17 protein-coding genes are annotated in these 17,942 nt (G+C 66.5%); 9 read left to right on the top strand and 8 right to left on the bottom strand.

Features of this window, described 5'->3' with window-relative positions; genetic code table 11:
- Window positions 1-5: 5 nt before the first annotated feature.
- Both BN2156_RS19860 and BN2156_RS19865 read right to left on the bottom strand, forming a co-directional pair.
- On the bottom strand, window positions 6-620 hold the full coding sequence (locus BN2156_RS19860) for a DUF3159 domain-containing protein (RefSeq protein ID WP_162490895.1): 615 nt from the start codon (window positions 618-620) through the stop codon (window positions 6-8).
- Window positions 621-675: 55 nt separating this feature from the next.
- Window positions 676-1,932 carry a cytochrome P450 gene (locus BN2156_RS19865; protein ID WP_407661745.1) on the bottom strand — a complete coding sequence of 419 codons (1,257 nt, stop codon included), beginning with the start codon at window positions 1,930-1,932 and terminating at the stop codon, window positions 676-678.
- Between the two features lie 180 nt (window positions 1,933-2,112).
- On the opposite strand from BN2156_RS19865, the gene BN2156_RS19870 reads away from it, so the two are divergent.
- The 4 genes from BN2156_RS19870 (at window position 2,113) to pntB (ending at window position 6,971) form a co-directional block, all read left to right on the top strand.
- Complete coding sequence (locus tag BN2156_RS19870; protein ID WP_090516679.1) at window positions 2,113-2,775, top strand: TetR/AcrR family transcriptional regulator; 663 nt, start codon at window positions 2,113-2,115, stop codon at window positions 2,773-2,775.
- A complete protein-coding gene (locus BN2156_RS19875) occupies window positions 2,772-3,788 on the top strand; it encodes a magnesium transporter CorA family protein (protein WP_090516680.1) in 1,017 nt (338 codons plus the stop codon). Before BN2156_RS19870 ends, BN2156_RS19875 begins: the two co-directional genes overlap by 4 nt.
- A 180-nt stretch (window positions 3,789-3,968) precedes the next feature.
- Entirely contained in the window at window positions 3,969-5,495 is a 1,527-nt protein-coding gene (locus BN2156_RS19880) for a Re/Si-specific NAD(P)(+) transhydrogenase subunit alpha (RefSeq protein WP_090516681.1), read from the top strand.
- A gap of 36 nt (window positions 5,496-5,531) precedes the next feature.
- Entirely contained in the window at window positions 5,532-6,971 is a 1,440-nt protein-coding gene (gene pntB, locus BN2156_RS19885) for a Re/Si-specific NAD(P)(+) transhydrogenase subunit beta (protein ID WP_090517508.1), read from the top strand.
- Window positions 6,972-7,001: 30 nt separating this feature from the next.
- Here pntB and BN2156_RS19890 read toward each other — a convergent pair whose 3' ends face one another.
- Window positions 7,002-7,238, bottom strand: a complete 237-nt coding sequence (locus BN2156_RS19890; RefSeq protein ID WP_131725181.1) for a hypothetical protein — start codon at window positions 7,236-7,238, stop codon at window positions 7,002-7,004.
- 30 nt (window positions 7,239-7,268) lie between these two features.
- Here BN2156_RS19890 and BN2156_RS30585 point away from each other — a divergent pair, with 30 nt between their 5' ends.
- Together BN2156_RS30585 and BN2156_RS19895 are read left to right on the top strand one after the other, a co-directional pair.
- Window positions 7,269-7,448, top strand: a complete 180-nt coding sequence (locus tag BN2156_RS30585; RefSeq protein ID WP_131725182.1) for a hypothetical protein — start codon at window positions 7,269-7,271, stop codon at window positions 7,446-7,448.
- 14 nt (window positions 7,449-7,462) lie between these two features.
- Complete coding sequence (locus tag BN2156_RS19895) at window positions 7,463-7,846, top strand: RidA family protein (RefSeq protein WP_090516683.1); 384 nt, start codon at window positions 7,463-7,465, stop codon at window positions 7,844-7,846.
- Window positions 7,847-7,921: 75 nt separating this feature from the next.
- Here the strand turns inward: BN2156_RS19895 and BN2156_RS19900 are convergent, their stop codons facing one another.
- Together BN2156_RS19900 and BN2156_RS30735 are read right to left on the bottom strand one after the other, a co-directional pair.
- Window positions 7,922-10,699: a cadherin-like domain-containing protein gene (locus BN2156_RS19900; protein WP_090516684.1), complete on the bottom strand. Its 2,778-nt coding sequence runs from the start codon at window positions 10,697-10,699 to the stop codon at window positions 7,922-7,924.
- 212 nt (window positions 10,700-10,911) lie between these two features.
- Window positions 10,912-11,061 (bottom strand): hypothetical protein, encoded by a 150-nt coding sequence (locus BN2156_RS30735; RefSeq protein WP_159402854.1) that lies wholly within the window; start codon window positions 11,059-11,061, stop codon window positions 10,912-10,914.
- Between the two features lie 121 nt (window positions 11,062-11,182).
- Here BN2156_RS30735 and BN2156_RS19905 point away from each other — a divergent pair, with 121 nt between their 5' ends.
- Together BN2156_RS19905 and BN2156_RS19910 are read left to right on the top strand one after the other, a co-directional pair.
- Window positions 11,183-12,343 carry an ROK family transcriptional regulator gene (locus tag BN2156_RS19905; RefSeq protein ID WP_090516685.1) on the top strand — a complete coding sequence of 387 codons (1,161 nt, stop codon included), beginning with the start codon at window positions 11,183-11,185 and terminating at the stop codon, window positions 12,341-12,343.
- Window positions 12,344-12,373: 30 nt separating this feature from the next.
- Window positions 12,374-13,513 (top strand): acyl-CoA dehydrogenase family protein, encoded by a 1,140-nt coding sequence (locus BN2156_RS19910; RefSeq protein ID WP_090516686.1) that lies wholly within the window; start codon window positions 12,374-12,376, stop codon window positions 13,511-13,513.
- On the opposite strand, the gene BN2156_RS19915 is transcribed toward BN2156_RS19910, so the two are convergent.
- On the bottom strand, window positions 13,488-14,402 hold the full coding sequence (locus tag BN2156_RS19915) for an alpha/beta fold hydrolase (protein ID WP_090516687.1): 915 nt from the start codon (window positions 14,400-14,402) through the stop codon (window positions 13,488-13,490). The genes BN2156_RS19910 and BN2156_RS19915 overlap by 26 nt on opposite strands.
- 92 nt (window positions 14,403-14,494) lie before the next feature.
- On the opposite strand from BN2156_RS19915, the gene BN2156_RS19920 reads away from it, so the two are divergent.
- Complete coding sequence (locus tag BN2156_RS19920) at window positions 14,495-16,120, top strand: LCP family protein (protein WP_090516688.1); 1,626 nt, start codon at window positions 14,495-14,497, stop codon at window positions 16,118-16,120.
- Between the two features lie 6 nt (window positions 16,121-16,126).
- Here the strand turns inward: BN2156_RS19920 and BN2156_RS19925 are convergent, their stop codons facing one another.
- Window positions 16,127-17,293 (bottom strand): sensor histidine kinase, encoded by a 1,167-nt coding sequence (locus tag BN2156_RS19925; protein WP_090516689.1) that lies wholly within the window; start codon window positions 17,291-17,293, stop codon window positions 16,127-16,129.
- Window position 17,294: 1 nt separating this feature from the next.
- Window positions 17,295-17,933, bottom strand: coding sequence for a response regulator (locus BN2156_RS19930; protein ID WP_235625414.1), 639 nt, complete (start codon window positions 17,931-17,933; stop codon window positions 17,295-17,297).
- Window positions 17,934-17,942 lie beyond the last annotated feature (9 nt).

Here is a 17,942-nt window from a genome sequence, read left to right on the forward strand (position 1 = left end):
GCCGGTCAGGTCACCGAGCGAGGCAGTGCCCGGATGGCGTACCGGGCACTGAGCAGGACCAGCGTGGTGGTGACGACGAAAAGCGGCCAGCCCATCGCCAGCCGCGCCACCGCGAGCAGCCCGTCCTGCCCCGTGTCGTAAAGGTAGTTCTGCACCAGGAACCGCGACCAGGACACCGTCGCCAAGACCGCGGTGACGATGTTGAAGACCAGGCGCACCCCGGGAACCTGGCGCCAGGTGCTGTCGCGACCGGTGGCCCAGGCCCAGATGACGCCGACCAGCGGACGCCGGACCAGGATCGAGCCGGTCATGACGATGGCGGAGGCCAGCGACATCCAGATGCCCGGTAGGTAGAAGTCCTTGGCCTGACCGGTGACCAGCGCCAGCAGCGCGCAGGCCGCCACCCCGACGAACCCCCACAGCGCGGGCCGGACCGATTCACGGCGCAGCAGCTGCCAGCCGAACACGGCGGCCGCTGTCACCAGGGCGGCGACGATCGCGGGCACCCGCCCGGAGAGGGCCGAGACCGTCGCGTACACGGTCACCGGTAGCGCCGAATAAACCATGCCGCTGACACCGCCGACACGCGCCATTAGTCCGTCGAGTGGGGAATCCGTCATGGGGGTGTGGGCCTCGCGTTCAAGATCTGGCAGGTCCCCACCGAGAGTACCCAGCTCAGCAGACCAGCCCGGCCGGCTCGGTGCGCCGGGTCCCCAGCAGGGCCGGCAGCTTCACATAGCCATGCAGGTTGACCAGCCCGCGCGGGCGCGGTGTCTCGGTCAGCCGCAGGTCGGGGTATGCCTCGAACAGTGCGCGCAGTGCGGTGGCGCCTTCGATCCGGGCCAGCGCCGCGCCCAGGCAGACATGGATGCCCGAGGCGAAGGCCAGGTGGTCACGGGCGTTGGGCCGGGTGACGTCGAAGCGCGTCGGGTCACTGAATACGCGCGGATCCCGGTTGGCGCCGCCCAACAGCACTGCGACCATGGCGCCCGCCGGCACCCGCTGCCCGGCGATCTCGACGTCGCATTGCGCTGTGCGCGCAGTCATCTGCACCGGGCTCTCGATACGCAGGATCTCTTCCACCGCCGCCGGCCACAAGTCCGGGTTATCGCGCAGCAGGGCGAGCTGATCGGGATGCTGCTGCAACAGCACGATCCCGTTGCCGATCAGGTTTACCGTGGTTTCGAAGCCGGCACCGATGAGAAGCGCTGCGTTGGCGGAGAGTTCGTGGTCGGTGAGGCTGTGGTCGGCGGCCATCTTCGTGAACGGGTTGTCGTCGGCGGCCCCGGCGCGAACCTGGTCGAAATGGTCGGCGAGGAAGCCGCCGAGTCCACGCATCCCGTCGATCCCGCGGCGGTAGGTCCGCCATGGGATCCCGATATCGAGCAGTGGCGCCCCGTCGTGCCCCCACTCCAGTAGTTGCGCATGGGATTCGCCCGACAGGCCGAGGATCTCGGCGATCATGGCGACCGGAAGAACAGCGGCGAAATCCGCGATCAGGTCCGGTCGAGACGCGCCGGCGAGCCGGTCGATGAGGTCAGCGGTGACCTCGGCGACCCTGGCATCGAGTTTCTCGATCGCGCGCGGGGTGAAGCTTTGCGCCACCAGCTGCCGGTACTGCGTGTGCGCCGGCGGGTCGACGATGACCATCGCCGGCGGCTCGACCGGATTGGCCACTTTCGGATCGGTCCGGTCCAGCAGCAGCTGCACCGGCTTCGGCATTCCCATCCCGGTGGGTGGCGTGACGCCGAACCGTTTGTCCCGCAGGACGTCCCGAGCCACTTCGTGGTCGACGGTGACCCAGACGAACGGGGTCTTCACCAGTGGGCCGCGACGGCGGATCTGTTCCATCAGCGGATAGGGGTCGATGCCCTTGCCGTGACTGGAGATCAGCGCGCCCATCGGATTGCGCATTCGGCCTTGAATCGACATGAACGCCTTCGGTACGGCGTGCAGCGCCAGCCAGCGGGTCTTCAATCCGATGCTCATAACGCCCTCCCTCGTCGGCCCGGACCACTATGGTGAGACAGTGAGACATAGATACATTAAACGTCTCGCTAGTCTCGATCGCTAGGCTACGGCCAACAGGACGTGCGGGCAAGGAGGGAATTGGTGACTTCCACGCGAACAGCGGACTTCGTGCGGCGCCTGGCCGAACCGGATCCCGCGGTGCTGGCCCGTGTCCGCGATCCCGACCCGATCAGCACCCGGATCTTGTCCGCCACCCTCGAGCAGGCGGAACTGGTCGGAATCCGGCGAACGACGATGGAGGACGTGGCCCGCCGCAGCGGCGTCGGGCGCGCCACGCTCTATCGGCGGTTTCCGACGAAGGACGCCCTCATCGATGCCCTCGTGCTCTCGGAGGCGCGCCGCTACCTCGAGGGCAGCGCGGCGGCGCGGGCCCACGCCGAAAACCTGGAAGACCGCCTCGTCTATGGCACCGTCTTCACGGTGACCTTCCTGCGGGACCACGCGCTGCTGAAGAAGCTGCTGCGCACCGAACCTGAGACGATCCTGCCGAGCCTGACCGTCGACGCCGGAGCCATCATCGATTTCGCCACCGACTACTCGGCCGGACAATTACGCACCGACCTGTACGGGGACAACGAGACCACCCCGGCGCAGGAACGCCACATCCGCACCGTGGCTGAGTTGCACACCCGACTTACGTTGTCGTTCATCGTGACTCCGCACACCGGCATCAAACTCGCCAGCCTGGAGGACACCCGCGACTATGTCCGCTCCTACCTGCTGCCGATGGTGACCGGCTCGTGAAACAGGTGCGGGGCCGCGTATGGCGATCCGGACAGCCGGTCGACGACGGTTTCACGTTCTCGGCCATCTCCGACTGCCTGGCCGATGAGGACACCTTGGTGTGGGCCGACATCTACGACCCGGACCACGATGCACTTCGCGACCTGGCCAAGGAGCTCGGGCTCAACATCTGGGCCGTCGAGGACGCGGTCGCCCCCAAGGAACGCACGAAAGTCTCGGTCTACCACACACATACGTTCTTCACGGTGTACGCCGTGGACACCCGCGAGCCCCATCAGGGCGCGGCACCCAACACGTCCCTGTTGGTGAAGCACCGGATCTCGGCATTCGTCCTGCCGCGCGGCCTGATCACCGTCCGGCTGCCCAGCGTCAACGGCGATGCCACCGAATTCGATATGAACCAGGTGTCCCAACGCTTCGATGATCTCGGCGGCCAGCGATACGGCGTCGGTTCGTTGGTGCACGGCCTGCTCGACGTCGTGGTGGACGGGCACTTCGAGGCCGTCGAGGCGCTCGACGAGGCGATCGAAGGACTCGAGGACGAACTGTTCGACGACGGTGGTCCGCGGCGCGGCCTGCAACGTCGGACCTTCCAGCTGCGCAAGGATCTGGTCGAGCTGCGCCGGGTGGTGCTGCCGATGCGCGAGGTGGTCAGCACCATCCAGCATCGCCGGCTCGATTCGCCCACCTCGCCCGAACTCGACCCGCTCTACGCCGACCTGTACGACCACGTACTGCGTGCCTCGGAGTGGACCGAATCGCTGCGCGACATGGTCACCACCGTGTTCGAGACCAACTTGTCGCTGCAGGACGCGCGGCTCAACACCGTGATGAAGAAACTCACCGGCTGGGCCGCGATCATCGCGGTGCCGACCGCCATCACGGGCTTCTACGGCCAGAACGTCATGTATCCGGGGATCAACACCGTCGTCGGCTTCATCGCGAGCACCGCGCTGATCGTCGTGCTGGTGATTTTGCTGTACGTGATGTTCAAACGCCGAGACTGGCTGTGACGGACTGACCGGATATCCCCCATTTGTGTGATCTTCTCGGCCGGCTCGAACCCATCTGAGCAGGTCAGACGCTATGCCACACCATGAGCACACCGCTTATCGACATGGGGGGTCCTCAGGGATTCCACATGCAATGCGACACTCTTCCATGCCCAACCAACTAGATCGGACCGGAAATCGATGATCATCGGGATACCGCGCGAGTCCCTGACTGGTGAAACGCGCGTCGCCGCCACGCCGCAGACTGTCGGACAGATTATCAAGCTCGGCTATGAGGTAGTCGTAGAAAACGGCGCCGGTGCTGCCTCGAGCTTCTCCGACGCCGCCTATGTAGAGGCCGGTGCCGAGATCGGCACGCCGTGGGACGCCGACGTCGTGCTGAAGGTCAACGCGCCTGATGATGCCGAGGTCGGCAAGCTGCGCGACGGAGCGACGCTGGTGAGCTTGATCTCACCCGCGCTCAAGCCCGAGCTTGTCGAGAAGCTGTCCACCCGGCCCATCACGGTGCTGGCGATGGACGCGGTGCCGCGTATCTCCCGCGCCCAGTCCCTGGACGTGCTGTCCTCGATGGCCAATATCGCCGGCTACCGCGCCGTGGTCGAGGCCGCGCACGCGTTCGGCCGGTTCTTCACCGGCCAGGTCACCGCCGCGGGCAAGGTGCCCCCGGCCAAGGTGCTCGTGGTCGGCGCGGGTGTGGCCGGTCTGGCCGCCATCGGCGCGGCAGGCAGCCTGGGTGCCATCGTGCGGGCCACCGACCCGCGGCCCGAGGTCGCCGATCAGGTCGCCTCGCTCGGCGGCGAATACCTGTCCGTGGCGAACGAGAACGCCGAAGTCTCGGCCACCGGCTACGCCAAGGAGATGGACGACGACTACAAGGCCCGCGAGGCCGCGTTGTACGCCGAGCAGTGCAAGGACGTCGACATCATCGTCACGACCGCACTGATCCCCGGCAAGCCCGCGCCGCGCATCATCACCGCCGAGATGGTCGCCTCGATGAAGGCCGGCAGCGTCATCGTCGACATGGCCGCGGCCAACGGCGGCAACGTCGAGGGCACCGTCAAGGACCAGGCGATCGTCACCGACAACGGTGTGACGATCATCGGCTACACCGACCTGGCCGGCCGCCTGCCTGCGCAGGCCTCACAGCTCTACGGCACCAACCTGGTGAACCTGCTCAAGCTGCTGACCCCGGAGAAGGACGGCAAGGTCGTCCTCGACTGGGACGACGTGGTGCAGCGCTCGATGACCGTGGTGCGCGACGGCGAGACCACCTGGCCCCCGCCGCCGGTGCAGGTCTCGGCCGCCCCGGCCGCACAGCCCGCCGCGGCGGCCCCGGTGGTAAAGGAAGAGAAGCAGCCGATGTCGACGGGACGCCGGTTGGCCGTCACGTTCGCCGCGGCGGCCGCGATCTTCGCCCTGATCGCGATCTCCCCGGCCGCATTGCAGGTCCACCTGACCGTGTTCGCGCTGGCGATCGTGATCGGCTACTACGTGATCGGCAACGTGCACCACGCGCTGCACACCCCGCTGATGTCGGTGACCAACGCGATCTCCGGAATCATCGTGGTGGGTGCCCTGCTTCAGGTCGGCCACGGCAACGCGCTGGTAACCGCGATCGCGACCTGCGCGATCCTGCTGGCCAGCATCAACGTATTCGGCGGCTTCGCGGTGACGCGTCGCATGCTCGCGATGTTCTCCCGCAGCTAGAACCTGCGTGCCCACAAAGACTTTGGAATGGATTCCATGTTCACCCTAGAAAACGTTGCCACGGCCGCCTACGTCGTCGCGGCCCTGCTGTTCATCCTGGCGCTGGCCGGGCTCTCCAAGCACGAGACCTCCCGAGCCGGCAACACTTTCGGCATCGTCGGCATGGCGGTCGCGCTGGTCGCGACCATCGCGCTGGCTTTCGAGCACAAGATCGAACCGCTGGGCCTGGCCCTGCTGGTCGGCGCCATGATCGTCGGCGCCGCGATCGGTCTGTGGCGCGCCAAGGTCGTCGAGATGACCGGCATGCCCGAACTGATCGCGCTCCTGCACAGCTTCGTCGGTCTGGCTGCCGTCCTGGTCGGCTGGAACGGCTACCTGCACGTGGAGGGCGACGCGGCCGGCGCCGAAGCCGCCGCGCTGGCCCGTGACGGCATGCTCGGCATCCACTCGGCTGAGGTGTTCATCGGCGTCTTCATCGGTGCGGTCACCTTCACCGGTTCGATCGTGGCCAACCTGAAGCTCTCGGCCCGCATGAAGTCCGCGCCGCTGATGCTGCCGGGCAAGAACTTCCTCAACATCGGCGCGCTCGTGGTGTTCGCCGCGCTGACCGTGTGGTTCGTCATCGAGCCGCACCTGTGGCTGCTCATCGTCGTGACCGTGCTCGCGCTGCTGCTGGGCTGGCACCTGGTGGCCTCCATCGGCGGCGGCGACATGCCCGTCGTGGTGTCGATGCTCAACAGCTACTCCGGTTGGGCCGCAGCCGCTTCCGGCTTCCTGCTCGGTAACGATCTGCTGATCATCACCGGCGCCCTCGTCGGCTCCTCCGGTGCCTACCTGTCCTACATCATGTGCAAGGCCATGAACCGGTCGTTCATCTCGGTGATCGCCGGCGGCTTCGGCATCGAGGCCGGCCCGGCCGAGGACAAGGACTACGGCGAGCACCGCGAGATCAACGCCGAGGGTGCGGCCGAGCTGCTGGCCCACGCCGACTCGGTGATCATCACGCCGGGTTACGGCATGGCCGTGGCCCAGGCCCAGTACGGCGTGGCCGACCTGACCCGCAAGCTGCGTGAGCGCGGCGTCAACGTCCGCTTCGGTATCCACCCGGTCGCCGGCCGCCTGCCCGGGCACATGAACGTGCTGCTGGCCGAGGCCAAGGTGCCCTACGACATCGTGCTGGAGATGGACGAGATCAACGACGACTTCGACGGCACCTCCGTCGTGCTCGTCATCGGCGCCAACGACACCGTCAACCCGGCCGCCGCCGAAGATCCTGGCAGCCCGATCGCCGGCATGCCGGTGCTCACGGTGTGGAACGCCGACCACGTCATCGTGTTCAAGCGATCCATGGCCTCGGGCTACGCCGGTGTGCAGAATCCGCTGTTCTTCCGCGAGAACACCCAGATGCTGTTCGGCGACGCCCGGGACCGCGTCAACGACATCCTCGCGGCCCTGCCCGTGGCTGAGCACGTGTAACCCTCTCTGCCCAGCAGACGTCAAAGCCCCCTATTTCTCCGGAAATAGGGGGCTTTCGCGTCCGGTCCGCACCAGGACACCGCCTACATGCCCGCCGACGGCCCGCACCTGCTCAACATCTGGATCCCACGCCGGAGTCCAGTACGACGGCACGACATACACCGATCCGGCCGACCCCACCAAGCCGCTGTGGCCCGATTCGGATTGGCCCCGGCTGCCGGACATCGAGGCGGACCGGGCCAAGGATCCGGCGTCCTGGGACGTCATCTCCCGGGACCTGAACCCGGCGGCGCCCCGGTGTCCCCCGACTGTCCCGACCGCCATACGCTGGTGCTCCGGTTCTTCGGCGATCAGCTGTTCTACCGGCCGGTGCCCGACGCGAGACCCGAGTTCGCCCACGACGTCAGCGCACTCAACGATCCCTCGCAGACACCGGGCGAGCCCTACCATCCCGAGTACTTCGCGCAGCTGCGCTGAACGAGGAGTCGCAGATGAAAATAGTTGTCCCACAGTGGATGCAACCGATGTACTACGCCCACCACTTCGCACCCGCGGTGATCGACGGCGATCACCTGCGCTGCTCGGGGATGATCGGCATCCGCCCCGACATGAGCGTGGCCGAGGATCCACGGGCGCAGTTCACGCAGGCTTTCGAGAACCTGAGCGGCTTGCTCACCGAGGCGGGGCTGACGTTCGCCGACGTCACCGACATCACCAGCTACCACGTCGGCCTGCAACAACACGTGCAGGTGTTCGGCGAGGTCAAAGATGAGTTCGTGGCCGAACCGTACCCGGCATGGACCGCGGTCGGCGTGACCGAGCTGGCCGTGCCGGGTGCGCTGGTCGAGATCCAGATCATCGCCCGAATGCGCTGAACGCCGACCGCTCCGACACCCTCGCCGTGAGGTGAGCGGGCCGGAGCGGTCGGTGTGTTCAGAGCTGTTCAGGGACTACATGTTTGCCCGGTCCTCGTCGATCCTGTCCTGATCGTTGACGCTCTGCACGTCACCGTCCAGGTCGGAGGTGATGTGGCCGGTCATGGTCCGCTGAAGCTTGTTGATGGTGGCATCGGCGTCGAGGTAGCCGGTGTGCGTACCCGTGACGGTGATGTCGGCGACGTAGTGGATGCTGGACTGGCTGGCAGTCGTGTCCGTGGACTCGCTGCCGTTGAGGATCATTCCCTGCTCATTGACGTAATCGGTGTAGGTGACGGTGCGGACGATGTGACCCGTCGTCGGGTCGCTGACCTCGGTGACCACCGCTGTGCCGCCACCGGCACCGGCGTAGGTTCCGGTGGGCGGCAGCGGTGCCGTGCTCGGCACGTAGGTCTTGAGTTCGGGAGCCCACGTCGGATCCGGGGTGGTGCGATCACCCTGCACCGGGCCGACACTGGTGGTGTAGTTCAGCTTGGCGATGACCAACCGGGTGTCTGTCTCATCAGCACCGCTGGCCTCCCAGAATGCCACCGCATCTCCGGTGTTGTTCCAGCTCGCCATGCTCCGGGCGGTGTATCCGTCGCCGTCGACGAACACCGGAATCCCGTTCTCGCCCTCGAGGTCATCCTCGATTGCGATGACCCACTCCTGGTTCGTGATATTGGTGGAATCCCCGGTTCCCCGGTACTTCTCGTACACCGCACCTTGGATGTCCGCCGGCAGGAATGCCGGCCGCACGATCCGCGACATCGGCGTCAGCGCGTCATACCCACGGGTGCTGCCTACCGCGATCCATTGCCCGTTGGGGGACATGTCGATGTCCTCGTCGTAATCGAGGTTGCCGGTCAGCCGGGTGACCTCCCCGGTCTCCAGGTCGACCACGATGTCATCGACATTGCCTGCCTCATAGCGGCCGCCGAGGATGATCACGCCCTTACCGTCGGGGGTCCACTGCTTGCCTTCACCGACGGGGTAAACCACACGGGCGTCTGCGATTTCATATCCGGCGTCCGTGCGCTCCAGCCGGCCCACCACCGGTACCGCCGTGATGAGACCCGTCGAGGTCATCTGGATCTGGCTGAACAACACGTGCGTGCCGTCCGGCGAGATTCTCATCTCACGTTGCGGATCGATGGCACGTGCACCAGAAGGTGGCGTGATGACGGGTACCAGCTGTTTGCCGTCCGCTGTCTCTTCGTAGACGACGTAGGAGTTCGGACTCGTCGTCACCTGGATCATCAACCGGCCCGAACCATCCTGGAAGGGAACGACTCTCGACAGACCCGCGGTGACTTCCGGGGACACACCGCAGGTGATGCACTCGACATTTGAGCCATCGACGCTGATCCGGTAGATCTCCTGGCGACCGCCGTCGGCGGGTGTGGCCCCGAAGTAGATGGACTGACCGTCCTCCGAGAAGCGTGGCGTGTTCGGGTTCCTGATGCCGTCGGGGAGGTCAAGGATGACGCGCTCGACGGTGGGATTGAGCACCGTGACGTCGATGTCGTTCTGAGCGGTGCGTGGCTTGAACAGGCTCAGCAGATTGATCCTGTTGCCGTCGGTGACCGATATCGTGAATGAATCCGTCTGCGCTGCTTCGTAGTTGATGTCGTCGGGCGTGTAGGTGAACTCACCTGTTTCCTGGTTGATCGTCAGGGTGCCGTGCTCGGGCGCTTTGGTGACCGTGTAGGTCAACGCGTCACCCTCGGCGTCGGTGACGCCGATGTTGCCGGTCACCGTCTGCCCGGTCTGCACCGTTGTGGTGGGGCTGCTGACCACTGGCGCCTGATTGAACGCGTTACGCCGGACCCAGGCCAGTGCGGCCCACATGATCGGCGTGAACGGCTCCGGCGATTCCGGCGCCGGCGCGAGGAACGGATTCAGCACCGTGGTGACGATGTTGTTCAACACCCCCAGAGCACCTTCGGCCGGGTTCTCGGCCCGGAGCGCGGGTGTGGGAACGGCCTCGGCCGTGGTACGGATATCGCTCGCGGCAGCGATGGACGCAGAATCGGCCTTCGTCGTAGCCAAACCCGCGTTGCCGATCTTCTCGGAGACCTTTTCTGTCACCCGCTCGCCGATCGTGCCGGTCACCTGCTCGACCCGGTCGGTGACCTCCCTGGCTTTCGCCAGCGACCGCTCGAGGGTGTCACCGAGCTTGAGCGGCCCGACCGGAACGCCGGTTTTCGCATCGAGATCCGACACGACCTCCGGCGCGCGCGGCGACGCAACGTCCGGCAACGAGATTTCCGGAAGCGAGAGCGTCGGCAGTGACAGCACCGGCTTCTCCGGGCCGTCATTGCGAGTCAGCACACTCTCGCGCACCTGGTCCGGTATCGACGACAACGCCTTCAGGCGCGCCTCGACCGCTCCGGGGAGACCTTCAGGTTTGCCAGAGTCCTTCTGCGCCCCGCCACTGCTGCTGACCGTCACGCCCGGCGCCAACTCCTTGGTCGATGACGTCTTGCCCGACCGCTTCGGCTTGAGCGACTTCTTGGCCCAGCTCTTGCCGGGACCGTCCGACGGGGAGTTCGCGCCCGGAGCACCGCCGGCGGTTGGCCCAGCTGCGGTTTCACCACCCGTCGCATTCGCGGAGGTCGACGTGGACGAGTCCGGGGAGGATGTATCGGTGGGGTCCGCGGCGGCCACGCCGTATCCGGAAGCGAGTGCGGCGACCAGCCATCCCGTCACCACGATGCCGCTGTAGGCACCTACACGACCGGTAGCTTGAAGTGTCCGGCGAGATGGATGGGCGTCGAACTGCGGATTGATGAGCGGATTGACAACAGTCATGGGGAACTCCAGTTGCCTTGCGGGCAGGTTTAATTGGATTGACAAATTTAATAAAGCACGTTTCGGCGCCGCCGTGGGCCGATTGGCAGAATTGCGAGAATTTCAGAAGGACACCGGATCGATGACTCAAATCCGTTGCACGCCAACACCTCCCACCGGACCACGGGGGCGATCCGGTGAGAGGTGCGTTTCGAGGGCGTCAGCGTTGGCCGCTACACGTTCCGCCCGTCCGCCCCGGCATCAGAGTTGACGGAGCCGATGTAGGTCTGCCGGTAATGTCCGGTGAGATACGGCCGGGCCACACGATTGCCCGAAGGAGTGGAGGGGAACTGCGGATGGATGAGCGGGTTGACAGCAGTCATGGCGCGGCTCCGATGCCCTAGGCCGATTTAATTTCTGTGACGAACTTAATAGCAGCATATTGTTGAGACCGTCAAGGAGGTTCTGCTGAAACGGTCAGAATCGGCGCGGCAGGAAAAGCAGGTGTTGCACCTGTTGCATCGCCAACGCGTCGTCCACCTGCTTCGGACCGAGGGTCCGCTGGCCCGGGCCGACTTGGCCGATCGGCTCGGACTGAGCCGTCCCTCGATCACCGCAATAGTCGGCGAGTTGATCGATGACGGAACCCTGATCGAACTGGACGACCGGGTCGAAGGTCCGGGTTACCGTGGCCGTCCGCGCAAGCTGCTGGGCTGCAACCCGCAGGCACGACGGGTACTCGGCATCTGGATCGACGAGCGTCGGGCACGCATCGCCCTCGCCGACGCAACCGGCAACATCTCACGCGAGGAAGAGACCCCGACTGCCGGCCGCACCCCCGCTTCCGTGATCCGCTCGATCATCCGGATCGGCAAGCAGGTGATCGAGGAGGCCACGGACAGCTCAGTGGCCGCCGCCGGGATTTGTCTTCCTGGATTCGTCGACAGCACAAGAGGATTCGTCATCGAATCGAAAGCGCTCGGCTGGTCCGAGGTGGAACTGGGCAAGCCGGTCTCCGATGCGCTGGGTGTCCCGACCGCCGTCCAGGACACCACCCAGGCCATGACGCTGGCCGAGACGATCGCCGGCGAGGCCAGAGAGGTGCGTTCCGCCGTGCTACTCAATTGCGGCGGACACTTCAACGTCGGCCTGATCATCGGCGGACGTCCGTACCCGGGGGCGAGTGGCGTCGCCGGCGCGATCGGTCACATGCCTGTGGCCGGCAGCCAAGCCAAATGCGCATGCGGGCGCATCGGCTGCGTCAACGCCGGCATGTCGCTGCACGCCATGCAATCGGTCGCACCGCACACCGAGGGCATGCCGCTCAAGGAGATCGACCTCGACGCGGTGGCGCAGGAAACAGCCCGAAACCCGCACTCCCAGAAGATCATCGGCGACGTCATCGACCAGATGGCCCGCACGGCGATCCTGATCGAAGCGGTGCTCGATCCGGAAATCCTCATCCTGTCCGGGCTCATCACCGAGTTCGAAGAACTCATCGTCGCCCTCGAAGCGCGCATCGAAGAAATCCGCCCACCCGAGCGGCGGGGACGCACCACCACCGTGCGCTCGCAGATCGGGCGTGACTACCGGGTCGCTGTCATCGTCGCGCTGCAACAACTCGATCCCGATATCGCCGGACTGCTGCACACCCCCAGCCCATGACCTGCCTCCGGAAAACTAGGATGTGCAAGTATGCCTGTTGACCGCCTGCTCCCTTCCGATGAGGCGCGCGCGCTCATCGAGCTCACTCGCGACATCGCCGACAAGGTGCTCGACCCGATCGTCGACGAGCACGAGAAGGCCGAGACGTATCCCGAGGGCGTCTTCGCGCAGCTCGGCGCGGCCGGGTTGTTGAGCCTGCCCCAGCCCGAGGAGTGGGGTGGGGCAGGGCAGCCGTACGAGGTGTACCTGCAGGTCCTCGAAGAGATCGCGGCACGTTGGGCCGCCGTCGGGGTCGCGGTCAGCGTGCACAGCCTCTCATCGCACCCGCTGCTGGCCTACGGCACCGAGGAGCAGAAGCAGCGCTGGCTGCCGGGCATGCTCTCCGGTGAGCAGATCGGTGCCTACAGCCTGTCCGAGCCGCAGGCCGGCTCCGACGCCGCCGCACTGAGCTGCAAGGCCACCCGCGACGGCGACGCGTACGTACTCAATGGCTCCAAGGCCTGGATCACCCATGGCGGCAAGGCCGATTTCTACACCCTGTTCGCGCGCACCGGCGAGGGCAGCAAGGGCATCTCCTGTTTCCTGGTCCCCGCCGATCTCGACGGGCTGAGCTTCGGCAAGCCCGAGGAGAAGATGGGCCTGCACGCGGTGCCCACCACCTCGGCGTTCTACGATAATGCCCGCCTGGACGCCGACCGATTGATCGGCCAAGAGGGACAAGGCCTTTCGATCGCCTTCTCCGCACTGGACTCCGGCCGGCTCGGTATCGCCGCCGTGGCGGTCGGCATCGCCCAGGCGGCCCTGGACGAGGCTGTGCGCTACGCAGGTGAACGAACGACCTTCGGCCGCAAGATTCTCGACCACCAGGGCCTGGGTTTCCTGCTGGCCGACATGGCCGCCGCTGTGGTCAGCGCGCGGGCCACCTACCTGGACGCTGCCCGCCGGCGCGATCTCGGCTTGCCCTACTCGACACAGGCCAGCGTCGCCAAGCTGATCGCCACCGACGCCGCCATGAAGGTCACCACCGATGCCGTGCAGGTGTTCGGCGGCGTCGGCTATACCCGCGACTTCCGGGTGGAGCGTTACATGCGGGAAGCCAAGATCACCCAGATCTTCGAGGGCACCAACCAGATTCAGCGCCTGGTCATCTCCCGGGGGCTGGGTTCTTGACGAAGTCGGTCACCGCGGCCAGGAACTGCTCGGGCTGCTCGACCATCGGGGTATGGCCGGAACCTTTGATCACCACGGGCACCAGCCCGGCCGCGGTGTAACGCTCGACGTTGGGAGCCGTCGGGGTCAGCACATCCTGGTCTCCCCACAGCACCAACACCGGCTTGTGCAGTGCGGCAAGGGTTTCGACTACCGGATGTGGCCCCTCGGTGGAGTCACAGACCCCGGCATAGGTGAGGCGTTCCAACGAGCGGTGGGCGTAATCGGGCACCGGGTAGTCGGCGGCGAATCCGGTCTGCAGCGAACTCTCGGTAATGGCATCCACGGTGCGAAACCGGTCCAGCGCCGGCCCGATCACCGGCCAGCACACCATCTTTCCGAGCAACGGCATGCTGACCAGGTCATCGGCCGCCGGGGTATCGGACACCACGACCCGGTCCACCAGATCCGGATACTGCCGGGCCAGCTCCGCCGAGACGGCTCCGCCCATCGAATGCCCGATCAGTACCGCGCGCCGCACACCGAGCCGCACCAGCGCATTGTGCACCGCCTTGGCCTGCTCGGCCGACTGATAGGGAGCAGCCTCGCCGGGCGCCTCCGAGCCGCCGTGGCCGACCAGATCGATCGCGATCACCCGCTGATCGCGGGCCAGCTGCGGGGCCACCTGCTCCCACCATTCGATCGAGGCCGAATACCCGTGCAGCAACACCACGGCACGCTCCCCCGAAGGCCCGTACTCCCGCACGTTGAGATCGGGACCGTCCAGCTCCAGCACGTGCCCGCCGGCCAGCGGCTCGGCCTGGCGATGCGTCTTGGTCACCACAAGTTCGTTCAGCAGCAACGCCAGGACAGCCAGCACCAGCACGCCCACGGCGATGCGCAATTTCATGCTGCGCACGCTAATGCCGAGACGTCGGTGTTGACCAGCCGTTTTCCCCGGTGGACGCGGCCTCAGCGAACGGCCCCATAATGGCAGGTGCCATGAACGCACCCGCCCACACCGCCAGCGCGCCCCGGCACCGTATGCCGCGCCGCGGCGTGCGGGCTGCCCGTCGCGCGGCCATCGGCCTCGTGGCGGTAACGGTGCTGGCCGGAACCGGTACCGGCTGGGTGTCCTACCACGGCGCCCTCGACGGCATCACCACGTCGAATGCGCTGGAAGGCGGCCCGGTTTCCTCCGGGGACACCGAGAACATCCTCATCATGGGGCTGGACAGCCGGCTGGATCAGCACGGCAACCCGCTGCCGGAGGACGTCTACCAGGCGCTGCACGCAGGTGACGAGACCGTCGGCGGCTATAACGCCAACGTGCTGATCGTGGTGCACCTGCCCGGCAACGGCGGCCCGGCGACCGCGTTCTCCATCCCCCGCGACGACTACGTCGAGCTGGCCGGCTGCGACGTGAACCCGTGCAAGGGCAAGGTCAAACAGGCCTACGGCTGGGCGTATCAGCGCGAGATGGAATCGCTGGAGTCTTCGTCCGAAGACACGTCGATGAACGAGCAGCAGGCCCGTGAGGCCGGACGCAGGGCCCAGATCGCCACGGTGCGCAACCTGCTCGGCATTCCGATCGACCATTTCGTCGAGGTCACCCTCGGCGCGTTCTTCCAGATCGCCAAGGCTGTGGCGCCGATCACGGTATGCCTCAACGCCGACACCGCCGACCCGTACTCCGGTGCCGACTTCCACAAGGGCGTGCAGCAGATCGACGCCGCCCAGGCAATGGCCTTCGTGCGTCAGCGCCGCGACATCAACGACGAGAATTTCACCGACCTCGACCGCACCCGCCGCCAGCAGGCGTTCATCGCCGCGCTGGTATCGGCGCTGGGCCAGAGCGGCGCGTTGTCCAGCCCCACCATGCTGCGCGATCTGCTCAACGTCACCAAGCAGAACGTCGCGCTGGATTCCGGGTTCGACCTGGCCAGCTTCGCCAGCCGGGCCTCGGCACTGACCGGCTCACCACCGACCCTGTACACGTTGCCCATCAAGGAATTCGGCCAGAACTCCATGGGCGAGGACATCAACATCGTCGACATCCCCACCATCCGGGCCATCGTGCGTGACCTGGTGGCCGAACCGGGCGCCACCACCAACGCCCCGGCGGCACCGGCGCACGTCCTCGAAGGTCATGGCGCCGTGCTCGACGTGGTCAATGCCTCCACCTACACCGGACTGGCCGCCCAGCTCGAAACCACCTTCTCCGCAAACGGATTCACTCCCGGGCAGATCGGCGACGCCGAGTCTCTGGCCGCCGTCACCACCATCGACTACGGCACCGGCGCCGAGGCGGCCGCCCAGTCACTGGCCGATGAACTGGGCGTGATCGCCACCCCGTCATCCGAGGTGCTGCCCGGCACGGTGCAGCTCACGCTCGGCACCGACTTTCCCGGCGAGGACTACCTGACCGGGTCGAGCGAGTCCTCGTCGGCGGAGAGCTCGTCAGACTCCGCTTCGGATTCGACGTGGGATTCCTCCGGCGAGACCACGGAGGAAACCACGGCCAGTACTCCGGTGACCACCGTGGCCGCCACCGAGAGCGGCACCAAGTCCGCGGCACCCACCGACCTGAGCCAGATGAAGGTCTCCGGCGTACCCTGCGTGAAATAGTCGCGGCTACAGCGTGACCCGGACCTGGGTACCGAATCCGGGCTCCGAGCTGATGGCCATCGAGCCACCCATGGCCTCGATGCGCACCTGGAGCGAAGCCAGGCCGATATGCCCCTCGGCGACGGACTGGGCCACCATCGACGGGTCGAAACCCTTGCCGTCGTCGGCGACGGTGAGCACCACGCGGTCCCCCGCACGGAAGAGTCCGACCGAAATCGTGCTCGCCCCGGCGTGTTTGTTGATGTTGGCCAGCAGCTCGCGCGCGGCCCGGTACAACAGGGCCTGACCTTCGGGATGCCCGACGTCCTCCAGATCGGCCCGCACCGTGATATCTGGCCGGGTTTCATACTGGCGCAACAATTCCCGGACGGCTGGGGTGAGCCCCAGCTGGGCCAGCACCTGCGGATGCAGCGCGGTCACCGTGGAACGCAGCCCGGCCGCGGTCTCCTGCAGGGCCGCGTGCACCCGGTCCAGCCCGGGATCCGGGATGCGTTCCCGGATCTCGTCGAGGTCCAGACGTGCGGCCAGCAGGATCTGCAGCGGCCCGTCGTGGAGGTGTTCGGCCAGCTCGGCATTGCGCAGGTCGTCGGCCCGGGTGGACTCCGACACCAGCTGGCGCCGCACCTCCATCAGTGACCGCACCCGCGCCGAACGCCGCGCCAGCACAAACGACAACGCGGCCGACGCGACCGCCAGCCAGGCCAGGAAACCCACGTGCATGTAGACGATGTCGGGCAATCCGACATTGTCATCGCGCTCCGAGTACAGGATCCACACCGCCAGATAGCCCAGGGCGGTACTGCCGCCCAGCAGTGCCGTCAGCCACGGACGATCTTGGAACGCAACGGATATGGGCAACAGGAAGAACACCGGCAACAGCGCCGCGGTGGCCCCGCCCGACACCGCGCACAGAGCGACCAGCACCAGCACATCGACTGCGGTGGAGGCCCACTCGGCCCACGGCGGCATGGGCCCGCGGAACACCACCACCAGCCACAGCACGGCCACGGCGGCATACACGCTCAGGATCACCGCGTACAGCATCGGTAACCAGTGGTCGACATCCCACACCGAGACCAGCACCACGATCAGGCCGATCAGCGGCAGCCGCAGCAGCGCGGAGACCCGGACCGGTTGGGTGGTGAAGAATTCGACGACGCGCCCGCTGGCCATGTCAGTCCAGCAGCCGACGGCGCATCGCCTCCGCGACCGCCGCCCCCCGATCGCTCACGCCCAGCTTCTCGTACAAGCGTTGCACGTGGGTCTTCACCGTCGAAGGGGCCAGGAACAGTTCCTTGGCCATCGCCGGGATGGAGTGGCCCTTGGCGATCAGGTCGAGCACCTCGCGTTCCCGTGGACTGAGCACCGGGACATCGGGTTCGTTGCGACGACGGATCTCCCCGGCCAGGCCCGCCGCCAGGTTCGGGTCGAGCACGTCGCGGCCCTTGGCGCACGACAGCACGGCATTCACCAGCTCGCTACGGGTGGATTCCTTGGACAGGAACCCGGCCGCGCCCTGCTGCAGCGCGGTATAGACGATCGCCGACTCGTCGTGTGCGGAAACCAGTAACACGCGGGTGGGCAGCTCGTCGCGGCTCACCGCGGCCGCCACCTGGGCCCCGTCGAGCTGCGGCATGCGGTAATCCAGGAGGGCCACCTGCGGCTGGTGCGTCCGAATCAATTCCAGTGCGTCGGCGCCATTGTCGGCTTCGGCCACCACGTCGATCTCCCCGCTGGAGGTCAAGGCGCGCACCACGCCTTCGCGGAACATCGGGTGGTCGTCGCCCACCACCACCCGAACCTTTTCGGCCATGCGCCACAG

This window comes from Mycolicibacterium neworleansense (assembly GCF_001245615.1).
Lineage (GTDB): Bacteria > Actinomycetota > Actinomycetes > Mycobacteriales > Mycobacteriaceae > Mycobacterium > Mycobacterium neworleansense.